We start from the raw sequence: 18,368 nt of genomic DNA, 5'->3' as shown, positions 1-18,368 counted from the left end.
GCGGGGGGGGCGGAAAACCCTTGGTCCGCCCCGGCCGCCCCGCCCCCGCACACCCCTACGTCGTGCGACGCCTCCGCGCCCCCGGCCGACGCTCACTCGGCCGAGTAACCGGATCCCCCGCCTCCGCGGCAGCGGCCCGGCGCCGGAGACCGAAGTCCGCCAACGCCTCGGCCAGCTTGTGCACCGACGGCTCCGGAGCCATGACATCGACCCGCAGCCCGTGCTCCTCCGCCGTCTTGGCGGTGGCCGGACCGATACAGGCGATCACCGTCACGTTGTGCGGCTTGCCCGCGATGCCCACGAGATTGCGTACGGTCGAGGACGACGTGAAGAGCACGGCGTCGAAACCGCCCCCCTTGATCGCCTCCCGCGTCTCCGCCGGCGGCGGCGAGGCCCGCACCGTCCGGTAGGCCGTGACGTCGTCGACCTCCCAGCCCAGGTCGATGAGCCCCGCGACCAGCGTCTCGGTGGCGATGTCGGCCCGCGGCAGGAACACCCGGTCGATCGGGTCGAACACCGGGTCGTACGGCGGCCAGTCCTCCAGAAGCCCCGCGGCCGACTGCTCACCGCTCGGCACCAGATCCGGCTTCACGCCGAAGGCAACCAGCGCCTTCGCCGTCTGCTCGCCCACCGCCGCGACCTTGATCCCGGCGAAGGCCCGCGCGTCGAGCCCGTACTCCTCGAACTTCTCCCGCACGGCCTTGACCGCGTTCACGGAGGTGAAGGCGATCCACTCGTAGCGGCCCGTCACCAGGCCCTTGACCGCGCGTTCCATCTGCTGCGGCGTCCGCGGCGGCTCGACGGCGATCGTCGGCACCTCGTGCGGCACAGCGCCGTAGGACCGCAGTTGGTCGGAGAGCGAGACCGCCTGCTCCTTCGTCCGCGGTACAAGCACCTTCCAGCCGAACAGCGGCTTGGACTCGAACCACGAGAGCTGCTCGCGCTGAGCCGCGGCGGAGCGCTCACCGACCACGGCTATCACCGGGCGCCCACCGTCCGGGGACGGCAGCACCTTCGCCTGCTTCAGGGTCTGGGCGATCGTCCCGAGCGTGGCCGACCAGGTCCGCTGACGCGTCGTCGTACCGGCGATCGTCACCGTCATCGGCGTGTCCGGCTTGCGACCGGCCGCGACCAGCTCGCCCGCGGCGGCGGCCACGGAGTCCAGCGTCGACGAGACGACGACCGTCCCGTCCGACGCCCCGACCTCGGTCCAGCACCGGTCGGAGGCCGTACGCGCGTCGACGAACCGCACATCGGCGCCCTGCGCGTCGCGCAGCGGCACACCGGCGTACGCGGGCACGCCCACGGCCGCTGCGACACCCGGCACGACCTCGAACGGCACGCCCGCGGCGGCGCAGGCCAGCATCTCCTCGGCGGCGTACGTGTCGAGCCCGGGGTCACCGGACACCGCACGCACGACCCGCTTGCCGCCCCGCGCGGCCTCCATGACAAGATTGGCAGCGTCCCTCAACGCGGGGTCACCAGCGGACGTTGACACGGCGTCAACAACCGCTAGTTGAGGCGTGCCTGTGCCCGGATACGCACTGGAAGACGTGCCCAAAGGCGTCCCCCCGTCCGTATTCGTACTCAGTACGGCGACGCCTTGTCTGGCATGGACGCGGACCATGTCGAGTACCTCGTACTCGGCGACGAGAACATCCGCGTTCGCCAGCGCCTCGACGGCGCGCAGTGTCAGTAGTCCCGGATCTCCGGGTCCGGCACCGAGGAAGGTGACGTGCCCGTTTTCGGGACCGGCGGGAAGGGTGGTGGGGCTCAATGTGCTCGCTCCCCCATCAGACCGGCCGCGCCCTTGGCAAGCATCTCGGCGGCGAGTTCACGGCCGAGCGCCATTGCTTGGTCATGTGTCTCGGGCACGGGACCGGTGGTGGACAGCTGCACCAGCGTCGTGCCGTCGGTCGTGCCGACGACGCCGCGCAGGCGCATCTCCTTGACAATCTGCCCGTCGGCCAGAAGGTCGGCGAGAGCACCCACGGGTGCGCTGCAGCCGGCCTCCAGGGCGGCGAGCAGGGACCGCTCGGCGGTCACGGCGGCCCGGGTGAACGGGTCGTCGAGTTCGCCGAGCGCGGCGACGAGATCCGCGTTGTCCGCGGCACACTCGATCGCCAGGGCCCCCTGGCCGGGGGCGGGCAAAACGGTGTCGACGGACAGGAAGTCCGTCACGTCCTCTATCCGCCCCAGGCGGCCGAGGCCGGCGGCGGCGAGCACGACGGCGTCGAGCTCCCCGCTGCGTACGTATCCGATCCGCGTGTCGACGTTCCCACGGATCGCGACCGTCTCGATCGTCATCCCGTGGTTGCGGGCGTACGCGTTCAGCTGGGCCATCCGGCGCGGCGAACCGGTACCGACGCGCGCGCCGTCCGGAAGCTCCTCGAAGCGCAGCCCGTCGCGGGCGACGAGCACGTCGCGCGGGTCCTCGCGCAGCGGCACGGCGGCCAGCACGAACTCGTCGGGCTGCCCGGTCGGCAGGTCCTTCAGAGAGTGCACGGCGAAGTCGATCTCGCCGAGCAGCAACGCCTCGCGCAGCGCGGTGACGAAGACGCCCGTACCGCCGATCTGGGCGAGGTGCTCACGGGAGGTGTCGCCGTACGTCGTGATCTCCACGAGCTCGACGGGCCTGCCGGTCACCTGGCTCACGGCCTGCGCCACCAGCCCGGACTGGGCCATGGCGAGCTTGCTGCGCCTGGTCCCCAGCCTCAGTGCCGCCTTCTCATCTGGTCGCCCTTGGGGCGCTCCAGCCTGCCCCTGCGGCGCACGTGGCTCACGTGGCTCACTCATGCTCGCCCTCGGTTCTTGGCGTTCTCGTTGTTGTTCTCGGCCCGCGAGACGGAGGCGACCGTCTCGGGGTCCAGGTCGAACAGGGTTCGCAGCGCGTCCGCGTACCCGGCGCCGCCGGGTTCGGCGGCGAGTTGCTTGACCCGTACGGTCGGCGCGTGCAGCAGCTTGTCGACGACGCGCCGCACGGTCTGCGTGATCTCGCCCCGCTCCTTGTCGTCGAGGTCCGGCAGCCGCCCGTCGAGCCGCGCGATCTCGCTCGCGACGAGGTCGGCGGCCATGGTGCGCAGCGCCACGACGGTGGGGGTGATGTGGGCGGCCCGCTGGGCGGCGCTGAAGGCGGCCACCTCGTCGGAAACGATCCTCCGCACCTGGTCCACGTCCGCCGCCATCGGCGCGTCCGCGGACGCCTCGGCCAGCGACTCGATGTCGACGAGCCGCACGCCGAGCAGCCGGTGCACGGCCGCGTCGATGTCACGGGGCATGGCGAGGTCCAGCAGCGAGAGCACGGGCGCGGGCCGGGGGGCCTCGGCGACCGGCTCGGGCCTGCGGCGCTCGGGCACCCGGCCGACGGTGGCGACGGCCAGCACGAGCGCGGCGATGGCGTCGGCGTCGGCCTCCGGGTCGAGTACGGCCGCCCCGCGCGGGGCACGGGCCGCGACATCGCCCTTGTCCACCCAGGCCGCGTGCTGCTCCAGCTCGGCGGCGGCCATTCCGGCGACGGCGGCCTCGCCGAGTACGGAGAAGCCGGCCGTGCCCTGCACTGCGGACAGGTCGAGCGGGCAGTCGTCGTCGGTGCCGACGCTGGTGGGAGCGAGCTGCGTCTGGTCGCCCACGGCCGCGGGCGACGCCGTACGAGCGGAGCCGGCACCTCGCACGAGGGGCTTCGCCGCGGACTCGGCCGTGACCACGGACTCTCCCGTACGTCCCTCCATGGCCGCCGCGACCGTCTCGGCCGTCAGGACGAGCCCGGTGGCGCCGGTGCAGGAGATGGCGACGTCGGCACGTGTCAGCTCGAGCGGCACCGAATCCATCGGTACCGCGCGGGCCAGCACGTCCGTGTCGCCGCCCTCGTTCTCGTTGAGGATCTGGGCGAGCCGCTCCGAGCGGTCCGGGGTGCGGTTGGCGATGACGATCTCGGAGACTCCGGCGCGCGCGAGCGTCGCCGCGGCCAGCGAGGACATCGAGCCCGCGCCGATGACGAGGGCCTTCTTGCCCTTGGCCCAGGCGTCGACGGCGGTGCCGGCCGACAGCTGCTGGAGGCCGAAGGTGACGAGGGACTGCCCGGCGCGGTCGATGCCGGTCTCGGAGTGCGCGCGCTTGCCGACCCGCAGCGACTGCTGGAACAGGTCGTTCAGCAGCCGGCCCGCGGAGTGCAGCTCCTGGGCGGTGGCGAGCGCGTCCTTGATCTGGCCGAGGATCTGGCCCTCGCCCACGACCATCGAGTCGAGCCCGCAGGCCACCGAGAAGAGGTGGTGGACGGCCCGGTCCTCGTAGTGCACGTAGAGGTGGGGGGTGAGCTCGTCGAGGCCGACCCCGCTGTGCTGGGCGAGCAGCGTGGACAGCTCGGCGACGCCCGCGTGGAACTTGTCGACGTCGGCGTACAGCTCGATGCGGTTGCAGGTGGCGAGCAGCGTGGCCTCGGTGGCCGGTTCGGCGGCGACCGTGTCCTGGAGCAGCTTGATCTGGGCGTCCGCGTTCAGCGTGGCCCGCTCCAGGACACTGACCGGGGCGCTGCGGTGGCTCAGCCCGACGACGAGGAGACTCATGCCGGCATCACGGCGGGGACGTCCCCGTCAGGACCTTTGCCGTTGTCCTCCTGGGCGGCCTGGGCCACGGCGGCGGCACCGGCCTGGGCCTCGGCCTCCTCGCCGGCCTTGCGCTGCTCGTGGAAGGCGAGGATCTGCAGCTCGATGGAGAGATCGACCTTGCGCACGTCGACGCCGTCCGGGACGGACAGGACGGTCGGCGCGAAGTTGAGGATGGAGGTGACTCCGGCCGCGACCAGGCGGTCGCAGACCTGCTGGGCCACGCCCGGCGGGGTGGTGATGACGCCGATGGAGACGCCGTTCTCGTCGATGATCTTCTCGAGGCCGTCGCTGTGCTGCACGGCGATCCCGGCGACCTGCTTTCCGGCCATCTCCGGATCGGCGTCGATCAGCGCGGCGACCCGGAAACCACGGGAGGCGAACCCGCCGTAGTTGGCCAGCGCGGCGCCGAGGTTACCGATACCGACGATCACTACCGGCCAGTCCTGGGTCAGGCCCAGCTCACGGGAGATCTGGTACACGAGATACTCGACGTCGTACCCCACACCACGCGTCCCGTAGGAGCCGAGGTAGGAGAAGTCCTTGCGCAGCTTCGCGGAATTGACCCCCGCCGCGGCCGCGAGCTCCTCGGAGGAGACCGTGGGTACCGAGCGCTCCGACAGTGCGGTGAGGGCTCGGAGGTACAGCGGAAGCCGGGCGACGGTGGCCTCGGGAATCCCTCGGCTGCGGGTCGCCGGTCGGTGAGTTCGGCCAGTTGCCACGGTGCTCCTGCGGGTAGCGCGGGGCTGCAGGCGGTCACACGTACCTAGACCGCCCCGTCGAATGCAGGCTATGTCTTTGTGAACGCGTGCACAAAGATGGTGTCCGATTTGCCCGGGCAACGTGACGGGGGTCACGCACTCCTGGCGCACCCGTATGGAACCGGTGCGCGCACAACTTCGTTCCGCTCCTGAAGGGGGCAAAACCGTACACTCTCCTCAACGAATCCCGCCCCCGAGACCAATCGCCGTCGATCCTAGGCGACTTTCCGGACCCGTTGGACTCACCGGTCAGGACGGGGACCGGACCCGATCACGGCACAATCCGGACGGAACACCACGCCACACCGCGCCACGAGGCGCCGCTACGGAGCGAGGGCTTTGCGCAGCCGCGCCTCGTCCACGCGCCAGAAGGTGTGCTGCGCCCCGTCCACCAGCACCACAGGGATCTGCTCCCAGTAGGCACGGTGCAGCTCTTCATCCTCGGTGATGTCCTTGTGCTCCCAGGGGACCCCGAGATCCCCACACACCTTCTCCACCACTTCTTGTGCGTCATCACACAGATGACAACCAGGTTTCCTGATGAGCGTGACCAGCCGCTCCGAGGGTGCCTTCTGCGTCGTACGGCGCCCACCGCGCCGGAACATGGAACTCATACGGGTCATTCTCGCGCCACCCGCGCGGCCAGGATGTGCCGGTCGGACGACTTCTTTAACGGCTCGGTCGCGGAGAGTTCACAGCCTCGCATCCTCTCGACTCCGGAAGCTCCGAACAAACTGGCTATGCTCACGACATGGCCGCTCTCGGATGGCTCACTCCCCGTAGGCGCTCCGCCACCGCGCGGAGCGTGTTGGCAGGCGAGGCCTCGGCGGAGGCAGCGCGCAAGTCCTCCCAGGAACTGGAGGAACTAGCCCACGACGCCGCGCCCCACGCCGACGCGCCCGACCAGGAACCGGAGTTCCCGGTCCTCGGCGACGAGAAGGCCGCGGCCTTCTTCGACCTCGACAACACCGTGATGCAAGGCGCCGCCCTCTTCCACTTCGGCCGGGGTCTGTACAAACGGAAGTTCTTCGAGACCCGCGACCTCGCCCGATTCGCCTGGCAGCAGGCGTGGTTCAGGCTGGCCGGAGTCGAGGACCCGGAACACATGCAGGACGCCCGTGACTCGGCACTCTCGATCGTCAAGGGCCACCGGGTCGCGGAGCTGATGTCGATCGGCGAGGAGATCTACGACGAGTACATGGCCGAACGCATCTGGCCCGGTACGCGCGCCCTCGCCCAGGCCCACCTGGACGCGGGCCAGAAGGTCTGGCTGGTCACGGCGGCCCCCGTCGAGATCGCCACGGTGATCGCCCGCAGGCTGGGCCTCACTGGTGCGCTGGGCACGGTCGCGGAGTCGGTGGACGGCGTCTACACGGGCAAGCTGGTGGGCGAGCCCCTGCACGGGCCGGCGAAGGCGGAGGCGGTCCGCGCGCTGGCCGCCGCCGAGGGCCTGGACCTCTCCCGCTGCGCCGCCTACAGCGACTCCCACAACGACATCCCCATGCTGTCCCTGGTCGGCCACCCCTACGCGATCAACCCGGACACGAAACTCCGCAAGCACGCTCGTACGTTCGAGTGGCGTCTGCGCGACTACCGCACGGCCCGCAAGGCCGCGAAGGTCGGCATCCCCGCCGCGGCCGGCGTCGGCGCCGTGGCCGGCGGCACAGCAGCCGCCATCGCCCTCCACCGCCGCCGCCGCTGACCCTCCGGGGCTACGCCCCGGATCCCCCGGCCGTCTGCAGTTGTTCGGCTGCCGGCCGGTGGGGGTGGTCGCACAGTTCCCCGCGCCCCCAAAGGCCTCCAACCCGTCCGGCGTATGAGGACGAGGCCGTTCAGGCCGACGGGGGCCGGGGGCTGGGGCGCAGCCCCCAAGAATCCCGCCGGGAGTCGGCCAATCCCCTGTTCTACCCCCGCGGCCCCCCGCCCAGTCACCCCACCCCCACACGGCCACAACACGCCCCGCACCCAGACGGAACCCGAACCCATCCGATCAACAATCGGTCACTGTCCGGCACTTGATCAGGCGTGAATCGGTTACAGAAGCGACGTAATCGATGATTTGAGCAACTCGGTGTAGCGCTGCCTGTACGAAGCGTTATTCTCCTCAGACGCAAACCGGTACCCCTCCGTCGCTACGACGGGTGAACGGTCCCGCACTGCACGTGATGGAAGCTCTGCCTCTGGGAGTCCCGTGTACTCACACGTCGGGGTTGACGCCTCGGGCCTGGCTACGCTGCGCGCAACGGTCCTGGACCGTTTGCGCGGCTTCGTCCCCACCGCGTACGCCGTCCCCGCCCTCGCCGCCGTCCCCGCGCCCCTCGGCCCTTGCTACGCCCTGGCCGAGGGCAGCGCGGCGGTCGGCAGACGAGGCCGCTCGGGCTCGGCCGCCACGCCCACCGCACGCCGCCCGGCCGCAGACAGCGACAGCGCCCGGATGATGGATCTGGTCGAGCGCGCCCAGGCCGGCGAGGCCGACGCCTTCGGCCGCCTCTACGACCAGTACAGCGACACCGTGTACCGCTACATCTACTACCGCGTCGGCGGCAAGGCGACCGCCGAGGACCTCACCAGTGAGACGTTCCTGCGCGCCCTGCGCCGCATCGGGACGTTCACCTGGCAGGGCCGCGACTTCGGCGCCTGGCTGGTCACCATCGCCCGCAACCTGGTCGCGGACCACTTCAAATCGAGCCGATTCCGACTCGAAGTGACCACCGGCGAAATGCTCGACGCGAACGAGGTCGAGCGAAGCCCCGAGGACTCCGTCCTGGAGTCACTGTCGAACGCGGCCCTGCTCGACGCCGTACGACGGCTCAACCCCCAGCAGCAGGAGTGCGTCACCCTGCGTTTCCTGCAAGGGCTCTCGGTCGCCGAGACCGCACGGGTGATGGGCAAGAACGAGGGCGCCATCAAGACCCTCCAGTATCGAGCCGTCCGCACCCTGGCGCGGCTCCTCCCGGACGACGCCCGCTGATACCCGTACGAACGCCGGTCCGTACGAACGCCATAGTGATCCCACACGCTCTGCGACACTCAACTCACCTTCCGTGAAAGTCCGTTGACTTCGCGGTCCGGTCATCCGTCGTCCGTAACCCAAGTGCCGCGACGCTCGTTGTGCGGGATACAGGCTCCCTGTGGTCACGACCCGGCCATCGCCGATCACTCGATCGTGTGGATGCGCTCGGGGCGTGCAACCCTCAGGACCCCCTGGGGAGTCGACCGTCTTGACGAGAGGAGGTGCCGCCAGTGATCGCGAACGTATCGGCACACCGGCGGGCGAACGCCTTCGCCCAGGCCCTGGAGGAGCAGTCCGACCAGGGCACGGCGGCCGAGCAGCCCGATGGATCGGCACCGTCCCAGGCTGCATCGGAACAGACCGAGCAGGGCCTCCTGTTGGCCCTCGCCACCGGTCTCGGCGAGCTGCCCAAACCGGAGCTGGACCCCGAGGTCAAGGTCGTGCAGCGAGCACAGCTCGTGGCAGCGATGGAGGCCATGCTGCTGGAAGGCACCGCCGCGGGGGGCGAAGGCCCGGACCGTTCCGTGCCCGAGCAGCGCTCGCACCGGGCACGGGGCGCACACCGGGCGACCGGACTGGGGAAGCTGCGACCGCGTTCGCGTTTGTCCAAGGGCCTGGCCGCGGGCGGGCTCACCGTGGGTGTGGCCGCGGGAGCCTTCGGCGGCGTGGCAGCCGCCAGCTCCGACGCCCTGCCCGGTGACTCGCTCTACGGGCTCAAACGAGGCATGGAGGACATCAAACTCGGCCTGGCCCACGGCGACAGCGACCGCGGCGAGCTCTATCTCGACCAGGCGTCCACACGCCTGAGCGAGGCACGCCGGCTGATGGAGCGAGGCCGCTCGGGCCACCTCGACCACGAATCCCTGGGCGAGATCCGCCGCGCCCTGTCGGGCATGCAGCACGACGCCTCCGAGGGCCACCGCCTGCTGTACGAGGCGTACGAGCGGGACGGTTCACTGGGCCCCATCCAGGCCCTGTCCGCCTTCGCCCAGTCGCACCGCGAGGCCTGGGGCGCGCTGCGCGACCGGCTGCCCGTCCAGCTCGGTGACGTCAGTCAGCAGGTCTCGTCGGTGTTCGCCGCCATAGACGAAGAGGTCGACCCGCTGCTCCCGGGCGCCCCGGCGAGGGAGGGCACAGGCCGTCACCGGGGTGCCAGTTCGGACGCCCCGGGCTCGTCGTCCGGTACGGACCGTCCGGCGCCCAGCGCCAGCAGCGGCTCCACCAGCGGCAGCCACAGCAGCGGCAAGCCGAAGCCGTCCAGCTCCAGCAGTACCGGCGAGGGCCTGCTCGGCGGCACCACGGGCGGCCTCCTGGACCCGCCCAAGGACACCACCAGCTCGTCCCCGTCGGCCGGCAAGTCCAGCCCGACGAGTGGCGCGCCGGACGTCACCCTGCCCCCGCTGCTGCCCGGTCTCCTGCCGGGCCTGGGCATCGACGGCGAGGACAGCAAGTAACTCCGGTACGAGGCTGGGGGCGCCCTTCTCAGGAAGGGCGCCCCCAGCCTCGTATGTCCGTCAGCAGCCTCGTACGTCCGTCGCCGGCGGAACGTACGTCAGAAGAACACCGACCGGCGCTGCACCAACAGCTTGTACAGCGTGTGCTGGATCTGCTCCCTGACCTGGTCCGTCAGGTTGAACATCAGCATCGGGTCCTCGGCGGCCTCCGGCGGATAGCCGTCCGTGGGAATCGGCTCGCCGAACTGGATCGTCCACTTCGTGGGGAGCGGGACGGCGCCCAGCGGACCCAGCCACGGGAAGGTCGGCGTGATCGGGAAGTACGGGAAACCCAGCAGCCGCGCCAGCGTCTTCGCGTTGCCGATCATCGGGTAGATCTCCTCCGCGCCGACGATCGAGCACGGAATGATCGGGGCGCCCTGCCGCAGGGCCGTCGACACGAACCCGCCCCGGCCGAAGCGCTGGAGCTTGTAGCGCTCGCCGAACGGCTTGCCGATGCCCTTGAAGCCCTCCGGCATCACACCGACCAGCTCGCCGCGCTCCAGAAGCCGTTCGGCGTCCTCGGCGCAGGCGAGGGTGTGACCGGCCTTGCGGGCCAGCTCGTTGACCACCGGCAGCATGAAGACCAGGTCCGCCGCGAGAAGGCGCAGATGGCGGCTCTCGGGGTGGTTGTCGTGGACGGCGACCTGCATCATCAGGCCGTCCAGCGGGAGGGTGCCCGAGTGGTTGGCGACGATCAGCGCGCCGCCGTCGGTCGGGATGTTCTCGATGCCCTTCACCTCGACCCGGAAGTACTTCTCGTACAGCGGCCGGATCAGGGACATCAGGACGTGCTCGGTGAGCTCCTGGTCGTACCCGAAGTCATCGATCTCGTAGTCACCGGTGAGGCGCCGGCGCAGGAAGGCGAGACCACCGGCGACGCGCCGTTCCAGCCCGCCACCCTCCCGCGCCTGTGACGTCGACGGCGCGTTCTTCGGCGTCGACGGCTGAGGCGGCTGTTCCTCACGCGTCACAGGAACATCATCCTGCGGGAAGGTCCGGCCGGGCAGGGGCTGGACCTCACGTACCACCACGGGATCGCCCTTGCGCCGGCTCCCCGCGGCCCGCCGCCGCGGCGGGCGCTGCACAGCACCCCCGCGCGACCGGTCGTCGTCGAACGGAATGACCTTGGCGTCCGCCATCGTCGATGCGCTCCTCAGTTGGCGCTCAGTGTCGGGGGGTTGCCGCCGCCCACGTAACGCAGCGCGGCGATCCGGTCGACGGCCCCCGCGAGGGCCTCGGGGGGCAGGAGTCCGGGCCCCCGGCTGCGTGCGAAGTCCGCGAAGGTCTCCGCGGTCGAGTATCTCGGTTTGTAGCCCAGCGTCTCGCGCATCTGGTTCGTCGACACGACCCTGCCGTGGGTGAGCAGCCGCAGCTGCTCCGGCGAGAAGTCCGTCACGCCCAGGGTACGCACCACCGTGCCCGCCCAGCTGAGCGCCGGCAGCAGCAGGGGCACCGTGGGGCGCCCCAGGCGTCGAGCGCACTGCGAGAGCAACAGGACGCCGTCTCCGGCGATGTTGAAGGTGCCGCTGTTGAGGGTGCCGCGCTGTGGATCGTGCGAGGCGATCCGCAGTACCTCGATCACGTCGTCCTCGTGCACGAACTGCAACCGCGGGTCGTAGCCGAAGACGGTCGGGAGCACCGGCAGCGCGAAGTACGAGGCGAGCGGCGAGTCGGCGCTCGGCCCGAGGATGTTCGCGAACCGCAGCACACACACGGCGACGTCGGGCCGCCGCCGCGCGAAGCCACGCACATACCCCTCGACCTCCACCGTGTCCTTCGCGAAGCCGCCGCTGGGCAGCGACTTGGGCGGGGTGGTCTCGGTGAACACGGCCGGATCTCGCGGCGCGGACCCGTAGACGTTCGTACTGGACTTCACGACGAGCCGCTTGACCGACGGGGACTTCTGGCAGGCGCCCAGCAGCTGCATGGTGCCGATGACGTTGGTCTCCTTGACCGTCGTCCGGCTGCCGCCGCCCAGCGCGATGCCCGTCACGTCCATGTGGACGACCGTGTCGACGGAGTGCTCGGCGAGCACGCGGGCGATCGTGGGCTGGCGGATGTCGGCCTGGACGAACTCGGCCTCGCCCAGATGGTGGTCGGGCAGCACCGCGTCCACGGCGATCACCCGGTCCACCTGGGGATCACGCTGGATCCGTCGTACGAACCGGCCTCCCAGCTGACGGGCCACTCCGGTGACGAGCACGACCTTCCCCAAGATCAGCGCCTCTCTTCCCGTTCTGGACATGAGCGGACGTAGCTCTGCTCGTACCCTGCCGTGTTCCCCGTGTGCCGCCAACCTAGCGGGTTGATGTTGCGCTGTGATGACCACCCGATGCACGAAGTGACGACAGCCACGGACATACGATCAGACCAAGCCACACGGCACCGTGGTCGTATGCACAGCATCGCCCTCCGGGGCCCTCGCGCAGGAGACGCGCGCCCGCTCCCCACGGAAAGTACCCGCTCTGGGCGAAAGCCGACGCGACGGCGGAAGCCGAGGACCCTGACACCGGCCGGAAACGGCTGTGGCCCCCCACCGGCCGGTGGGGGGCCACAGAGCGCGCCGTTCGCAGCGCTCGCACAAGCGCAAGGACGAGCCCCGGCGATGCGGGGCACGGCCCTACTTCTTGTTGCGACGCTGAACGCGAGTGCGCTTGAGCAGCTTGCGGTGCTTCTTCTTGGCCATCCGCTTGCGCCGCTTCTTGATAACAGAGCCCACGACTACCCTCGCTCACTTCTCTTTACTCGGTGCTGGGCTGCATGGGCCCACACGACCTATGAGGGGCCAGCCTACCCGTCCGAGCGCCGAGGTCGTAATCGAGGGGATCCGAGTGGATTCCCGAGGCGGCCACAAGGGCCTCTCGGGAACCCCTCGAAGCATCCGTCAGGCTGTCTCCACCCCCACATAGCTCTCGCGGAGGTACTCGTGAACCGCTTGCTCCGGCACCCGGAAGGACCTCCCCACCCGGATCGCCGGCAGATGACCGCTGTGCACCAAGCGGTACACGGTCATCTTCGACACTCGCATCACCGAGGCGACTTCCGCCACGGTAAGGAACTGAACCTCGTTCAGAGGCCTCTCGCCAGCTGCAGCCATGACACACCTGAACCTTCCGCACTCGACGGCCACCGGCTTCCCCTTCCGGTGACTCTTCGTCGTTGCGTGCTCACTCCCCAATGTAGGGGCGGGTGATGCGAGTGGGGAAGAGGGGATGGCATCGGCCGCCTACTGTGACAGACACGCTCGATTGAGTACATAGCGAGTAAGCGGTCGGTAGTAATCAGACCGCACAGCGTCATCAAGCGGAACGACGACGGACACCCGCCCCTCTGCCTCTCCGACGAAGAGCGCAGGATCGTCCGTATCGGCCAGCCCCATGGCCTCGAACCCCAGCTGACCTGCTCCGCAGACCCAGCCGTGGTCCCCGATGACGAGTTCCGGGAGCGGCCCGCCGCCCTCCGCGGCAGCCGCCAGAACGGTCCGAACCGGCAGCGGTGAGTGGGTATGTGCGCCGGTCGCACCACCGGGGGCTTGCCCGCCGGGTTCGCGTACCAGCGCGACACCTTGTACGTAGTCAAGGTTGTACGTGCGTAGACCGAACCGGGTCGTTATGTCGACAGAGCTACCCTGCGCGGGGGTGAGGACGGTACATCCCGCCGCCGACAGGGCGTCCGCAAGGGCGGCGTAGAAACCGAGCAGACGGTGCGGATGACCGGTCCCGAGGAGTACCGCCTCGCGCTTCCGGGCCGCCGTTCCGAGTCGCGCCGCGAAGGAATCGAGCGCGACCAAAGTCCGCTCGGGGTCGATCACATCATGCCCACTCGTGTGCATCGGATCCGCCGAAACTCCACACTTGTCGGCCATCAACTCGATCAGATCCCGCTGCTCCCACGTCCACTCGGGATCGAGCCCGAGCAGCACACGGGGATCGCGGGCCGCGAAGAGCCGATAGCTCCGCAGACTCTCCTCACGCGAGGTCGCAACCGGCCCGGCCAACCGGGCCGCCAGCAGGTGCGCACGTAATGCTCCGGTGCTCAACACGACAGCGATGCTGACGCACATGAACCCTCTTAACCCCGAATTTCCTGAAAACACCCCACACTTGGCGTAATACACGCTCTGCCCCCGGCTGCTCCCGCCGGGGGTCCGGGACGGAGCCCCGCAGGGGGCCGGCCGAGTCCCGCCGAGGGGGCCGGCGGAGTCCCGTCTGGGGTCCGGGGCGCAGCCCGCCTGGGGTCCGGGGCGCAGCCCGCCTGGGGTCCGGGGCGCAGCCCCGCCGGGGGTCCGGAGCGAAGCCCGCCCGGGTGCCGGGGCACAGCCCTGCCGGGGGTCGGGGGGGCACAGCCCCCGGGGCGCAGCCCCGCCGAGGGGACGGGGGCTCAGGGGGCGGGGATGGGGTGGTGGGGGCTGGTGGGTATTAGGGGAGGAGGCCGCGTAGGGGGAACACCGCACGGCGCGTCGCGACGATCGCCTGGTCGAGGCGGTCCGCCGGGTCGTACCCGGACTCCCAGCCCTTCCAGGACACGGGCCACCGCCCGTCCGTCATCCGCACGGGCGCCAACTGCCGCGTACGAGCGAAGACCTCCTGCCGCCAGCTCTCGGGAATCACCGTCTCGGGGGCGATGGCCCGCCCCGCCGCGACGGCGACCAGATGCGTCCACGACCGCGGTACGACGTCCACGACCGCGTACCCGCCCCCACCCAACGCGACCCACCGCCCGTCGGCGTACTCGTGCGCCAGGTCGTGACAGGCGACCTGCACGGCCCGCTGCGCGTCGAGCGAGACGGCGAGATGAGCGAGCGGATCCTCGAAGTGGGTGTCGGCACCGTGCTGGGTGACAAGCACCTGCGGCCGAAACTCGGCGACGAGCTCGGGCACCACGGAGTGGAACGCCCGCAACCACCCCGCGTCCCCGGTCCCGGCCGGCAGCGCGACGTTGACGGCGGAGCCCTCCGCCGAGGAGGCCCCCGTCTCCTCCGGCCACCCGGTCTGCGGGAACAGTGTCCGCGGATGCTCGTGCAGCGAGATCGTCAGAACCCGGGGGTCCTCCCAGAACGCCGCCTGCACCCCGTCCCCGTGATGCACATCGACATCCACGTAGGCGATCCGCTCGGCCCCCAGCTCCAGCAGCCGCGCGATCGCGAGCGAGGCGTCGTTGTAGATACAGAACCCGGACGCCCCACCCGGCATCGCATGGTGCAGCCCACCCGCGAAGTTCACCGCGTGCAGCGCGTCCCCGTGCCACACCGCCTCCGCCGCCCCGACCGACTGCCCGGCGATCAGCGCCGACACCTCGTGCATTCCCGCGAAGGCGGGATCGTCCATGGTCCCGAGCCCGTACGAGGCATCCGCGGCCCCCGGATCCGCCGACGCGGCCTTGACCGCCTCGACATAGTCCTCACGATGCACGAGCCTCAGCGTCGACTCCCCGGCCGGCTTCGCCGCGACGACATCCACCTCCCGGTCGAGCCCGAAGGCATCGACCAGTCGCCGGGTCAGCGCCAGCCGGACCGGATCCATCGGATGGTCCGGGCCGAAGTCATAGCCCGTTACTGCCTCGTCCCACATCAGCTGTGCGCGGCCGCTCATGTCCGTCACCGTATCGGTCCGGTTCGGGCGCGAACGAGCGGGCGTACCCCAAGGTCGCCAGGACCAACACCATCGGTACAAGCATGGCGCCCCGGTAGTTCCAGGCGTCGCCCAACGCCCCCACCAGCGGCGAACCGATCAAGAACCCGACGTAATTGAAGATGTTCAGCCGCGCGACGGCCGCATCCGAAGCCCCCGGAAACAGCCGTCCGGCCGCCGCGAACGTCTGCGGCACCAGCACACACAACCCCAGCCCCAGCAACGTGAACCCGAGCATCCCGACCCACGCCCCCGGCGCCACCGCCACCACCGCGAACCCCAGCGCCGCCACGACCGCCCCCAGCCGTACGACGGCCACCGCCCCGAACCGCCGCACCCCGAAGTCCCCGACGGCCCGTCCCACCAGCGTCATCACCATGTAGACGTTGTACGGAACGGTCGCCAACTGCTCCGAACTGCCCAGCACGTCCTGCAGATACTTCGCACTCCAGTTTGAAACCGTCGAGTCCCCGATGTACGCGAACGTCATCACCAGACACAGCGGCAACAACAGCCTGAAGACCAGGGCCCCACTCTGCCCCTGCCCCTTCCCGACCTCGGCAGCGACCTCGGCATCGGCATCGGCATCGGCTTCGGCATCGGCTTCGGCATCGGCCTCAGGAACAGAGGCGGCGCCCCCGTCGACGTACCACCGGCTTCCCACGAACGCCGCCGGCAGCAGCACGAGCACCACCGGCAGATAGGACACGAACAGCGAGAGATGCCAGTGCGCCCCGACCCACGCGAGCGAGGCGCCCACGATCCCACCCAGGCTGTACGTGGCGTGGAAGCCGAGCATGATGCTGCGCCCGTACGTCCGCTGGAGGCTCACCCCGAGCATGTTCATGGAGGCGTCGAGCGCGCCGACCGCGAGCCCGAACGCGCCGAGCGCGACCGCCAGTTCGACCAGCCGGTCCCCCGACCCGACCCCCAGCAGCGCCAGGAGCACAACGGGCTGGGACCAGCGCAGCAGCCGACTGGGCCGTATTCGCCTCACCAGCTGCTCGGTCGTCACGCTGCCGACCCCGGCGAGGATCGGCACGGCGGCCAGGAACGCGGGCAGCAACGCGTCGGAGACGCCGTACCGGTCCTGGATGGCCGGAATGCGCGTCACGAGCAGGGCAAAGGCGGCGCCCTGAGCAAAGAAGCTGAACGCCAAAGAGGCCCTACCGCGCCGCAGCACATCTGTCATGGCGGCGAGCGTAGGGCCCCGGCTTACCGGTGGGTAGATCCAGCCGAAGGTGAATTTTGCTCAACTCTTCGGCTGGATGGTCCCGGCGACCTCGTTCTCCAGCATCTTCTCCATCGGAACGACCGCCAGCCGCCCAGCAACCAGGATGGCCAGCGCGATCGCCCCGATCATCACGACCGTGCCCAGCCAGACCATCGTGTCGACCGGCAGGGTGTACGCGCCCACGACCCGCGCGACGCACTCCCCGAGCAGCGCCACGCCCCAGACCAGGGAGAAGGTCCGCTCGGCCTTCCGGAACCCCGGGGAGCCGGCCGCCAGCCGGTCCCACGCGGCGTTCTTGGCCGCGTCGCCCTTGATGAGGAACGGCTTCATGCCCGCCGTCATCATCGGCCTGCCGAGCTTCACGGACACCAGGATGCCGATGCCGATCGCGCTGCTGACCCCACTGTCCTTCGCCAGCATCAGCCGCGGGTCACCGGCGACGAGGCTGAGGGCCAGCCCGACGACGTTGACGAAGAGAATCAGGCCGGCCAGGGCGTTGGCCTTGCGCTCCTTCACCGCGCTCCACACGGTCCGCACCGCCGGCACCACGCTGCTCCAGCCGAGGGCCGCCATGGTGCTCATGCCGAACCCGTTCTTGAGGAGGTAGTACGACCCGACGGGCACCGCCACGTCGAGGATCAGCGGCAGGAAGCTGGGCCTGGCGGCGACATCGGCGCTCGTGGCGGCCGGTGCCTCGACAGTGGTCGCTCCAGTGCTGGTCTCGATGGCCGTGATGCTCATGATCGGGTCCCTCCGTCGTCGCTTTGTACGTCCCGTTCGATGTACTCAGCTTCGCGGTCGGACCCCACTCGCCAACAGAAACGATCGTCCGGAGCTGGGCGTGACAAATGTCAGTGCCGGGCGGTGGGTGCCGTCATACGAGCAGGTCAGCCAACTCGCCCAGCTCCGAGAAGAGTTGAGTGGCACCGGTGAGCTTGGCCGCCGGTGTCATGGCGGTGAACCCGTACACGTCCATCCCGGCGGCGTTCGCCGCCCGCACCCCGAGCGGACTGTCCTCGACGACGACACACCGGTGCGGCGCCACGCCCATCCGCTCGGCCGCGTGGAGAAACAGATCGGGTGCCGGCTTGCCCCGCCCCACGTCCTGCGAGCTGAAGACACGCCCCTCGTCGAACCACCGGTCGAGCCCGGTCTTCCGATGCCCCACCCGGATCCGCTCATGGCTCCCGGAGGAGGCCACGCAGTAGGGGACCTCGTCCGCGGCCAGCTTCTCCAGCAGCTGCACGACACCGGGAACGGGTTGCAGTTCCCGTTCGAAGGCGGCGAACACCCGCCCGTGAAAGACGTCGTCGAACTCCTCCGGCAGCCGCTGCCCGCTCCGCTCCTGGACGAGCTCGTGGATGCGGTGCATGGCGGACCCCATGTAGTCCCGGATGGACTCCTCGTACGAGGTCGGGTGCCCGAGTTCGGTCAGATAGGCGGCCAGGATCGTGTTGGAGATCGGCTCACTGTCCACGAGGACGCCGTCGTTGTCGAAGATCACCAAGTCATAGCGCATGACAAAACCCTAGGCCCCTGAACGCAGAAAACCCCCGTACCGATTTCCCGGTACGGGGGTTCTCCCTAAAATTTGTTCGGCGGCGTCCTACTCTCCCACAGGGTCCCCCCTGCA

General features: G+C 70.0%; 17 protein-coding genes. 3 read left to right on the top strand and 14 right to left on the bottom strand.

Features of this window, described 5'->3' with window-relative positions; all coding sequences use genetic code 11:
• Positions 1-55: 55 nt before the first annotated feature.
• The 5 genes from ABZ656_RS47210 to ABZ656_RS47190 all read right to left on the bottom strand — a co-directional run bounded on the left by ABZ656_RS47210 (position 56) and on the right by ABZ656_RS47190 (position 5,985).
• Positions 56-1,777 (bottom strand): bifunctional uroporphyrinogen-III C-methyltransferase/uroporphyrinogen-III synthase, encoded by a 1,722-nt coding sequence (locus ABZ656_RS47210; protein WP_101399950.1) that lies wholly within the window; start codon positions 1,775-1,777, stop codon positions 56-58.
• A complete protein-coding gene (gene hemC / locus ABZ656_RS47205) occupies positions 1,774-2,796 on the bottom strand; it encodes a hydroxymethylbilane synthase (RefSeq protein ID WP_360277330.1) in 1,023 nt (340 codons plus the stop codon). The genes ABZ656_RS47210 and hemC overlap by 4 nt, the downstream gene beginning before the upstream one ends.
• Positions 2,793-4,562: a glutamyl-tRNA reductase gene (locus ABZ656_RS47200; RefSeq protein ID WP_101399948.1), complete on the bottom strand. Its 1,770-nt coding sequence runs from the start codon at positions 4,560-4,562 to the stop codon at positions 2,793-2,795. The genes hemC and ABZ656_RS47200 overlap by 4 nt, the downstream gene beginning before the upstream one ends.
• Positions 4,559-5,323 carry a redox-sensing transcriptional repressor Rex gene (locus tag ABZ656_RS47195; protein ID WP_054228018.1) on the bottom strand — a complete coding sequence of 255 codons (765 nt, stop codon included), beginning with the start codon at positions 5,321-5,323 and terminating at the stop codon, positions 4,559-4,561. Before ABZ656_RS47195 ends, ABZ656_RS47200 begins: the two co-directional genes overlap by 4 nt.
• A 362-nt stretch (positions 5,324-5,685) precedes the next feature.
• Complete coding sequence (locus tag ABZ656_RS47190) at positions 5,686-5,985, bottom strand: glutaredoxin family protein (RefSeq protein WP_075033738.1); 300 nt, start codon at positions 5,983-5,985, stop codon at positions 5,686-5,688.
• Positions 5,986-6,113: 128 nt separating this feature from the next.
• Between ABZ656_RS47190 and ABZ656_RS47185 the strand changes: the two genes are divergently transcribed.
• The 3 genes from ABZ656_RS47185 (at position 6,114) to ABZ656_RS47175 (ending at position 9,829) form a co-directional block, all read left to right on the top strand.
• The gene (locus tag ABZ656_RS47185) at positions 6,114-7,064 is read left to right on the top strand and encodes an HAD-IB family hydrolase (protein WP_360277325.1); all 951 of its coding nucleotides are present in this window, start codon (positions 6,114-6,116) and stop codon (positions 7,062-7,064) included.
• A gap of 489 nt (positions 7,065-7,553) precedes the next feature.
• Entirely contained in the window at positions 7,554-8,333 is a 780-nt protein-coding gene (locus ABZ656_RS47180) for an ECF subfamily RNA polymerase sigma factor, BldN family (protein ID WP_054230018.1), read from the top strand.
• Positions 8,334-8,605: 272 nt separating this feature from the next.
• Entirely contained in the window at positions 8,606-9,829 is a 1,224-nt protein-coding gene (locus tag ABZ656_RS47175) for a DUF5667 domain-containing protein (protein ID WP_101399945.1), read from the top strand.
• 98 nt (positions 9,830-9,927) lie between these two features.
• Here ABZ656_RS47175 and ABZ656_RS47170 read toward each other — a convergent pair whose 3' ends face one another.
• The 9 genes from ABZ656_RS47170 to ABZ656_RS47130 all read right to left on the bottom strand — a co-directional run bounded on the left by ABZ656_RS47170 (position 9,928) and on the right by ABZ656_RS47130 (position 18,254).
• The gene (locus ABZ656_RS47170; protein WP_360277320.1) at positions 9,928-11,010 is read right to left on the bottom strand and encodes a lysophospholipid acyltransferase family protein; all 1,083 of its coding nucleotides are present in this window, start codon (positions 11,008-11,010) and stop codon (positions 9,928-9,930) included.
• 14 nt (positions 11,011-11,024) lie between these two features.
• Positions 11,025-12,086 (bottom strand): NAD-dependent epimerase/dehydratase family protein, encoded by a 1,062-nt coding sequence (locus ABZ656_RS47165; protein WP_101399943.1) that lies wholly within the window; start codon positions 12,084-12,086, stop codon positions 11,025-11,027.
• Between the two features lie 405 nt (positions 12,087-12,491).
• Positions 12,492-12,590 carry an AURKAIP1/COX24 domain-containing protein gene (locus ABZ656_RS47160; RefSeq protein WP_003948845.1) on the bottom strand — a complete coding sequence of 33 codons (99 nt, stop codon included), beginning with the start codon at positions 12,588-12,590 and terminating at the stop codon, positions 12,492-12,494.
• 165 nt (positions 12,591-12,755) lie between these two features.
• Positions 12,756-12,968 (bottom strand): helix-turn-helix domain-containing protein, encoded by a 213-nt coding sequence (locus ABZ656_RS47155; RefSeq protein ID WP_004984898.1) that lies wholly within the window; start codon positions 12,966-12,968, stop codon positions 12,756-12,758.
• A gap of 129 nt (positions 12,969-13,097) precedes the next feature.
• Entirely contained in the window at positions 13,098-13,913 is an 816-nt protein-coding gene (locus ABZ656_RS47150; protein ID WP_101403648.1) for a phosphatase, read from the bottom strand.
• A 376-nt stretch (positions 13,914-14,289) separates the two neighbouring features.
• Positions 14,290-15,462 (bottom strand): acetoin utilization protein AcuC, encoded by a 1,173-nt coding sequence (locus ABZ656_RS47145; RefSeq protein WP_101399942.1) that lies wholly within the window; start codon positions 15,460-15,462, stop codon positions 14,290-14,292.
• Positions 15,413-16,693, bottom strand: a complete 1,281-nt coding sequence (locus tag ABZ656_RS47140) for an MFS transporter (RefSeq protein ID WP_360277317.1) — start codon at positions 16,691-16,693, stop codon at positions 15,413-15,415. Before ABZ656_RS47140 ends, ABZ656_RS47145 begins: the two co-directional genes overlap by 50 nt.
• A 60-nt stretch (positions 16,694-16,753) precedes the next feature.
• Entirely contained in the window at positions 16,754-17,476 is a 723-nt protein-coding gene (locus tag ABZ656_RS47135) for a VC0807 family protein (protein WP_360277314.1), read from the bottom strand.
• A 133-nt stretch (positions 17,477-17,609) separates the two neighbouring features.
• The gene (locus tag ABZ656_RS47130; RefSeq protein WP_101399940.1) at positions 17,610-18,254 is read right to left on the bottom strand and encodes an HAD family hydrolase; all 645 of its coding nucleotides are present in this window, start codon (positions 18,252-18,254) and stop codon (positions 17,610-17,612) included.
• Between the last annotated feature and the right edge of the window lie 114 nt (positions 18,255-18,368).

Source organism: Streptomyces sp. NPDC007095 (genome assembly GCF_040634475.1).
Taxonomy (GTDB): Bacteria; Actinomycetota; Actinomycetes; order Streptomycetales; family Streptomycetaceae; genus Streptomyces.
The sequence above is the reverse complement of the archived record's forward strand: the minus strand, read 5'-3'. Positions and strand labels throughout refer to the sequence as shown.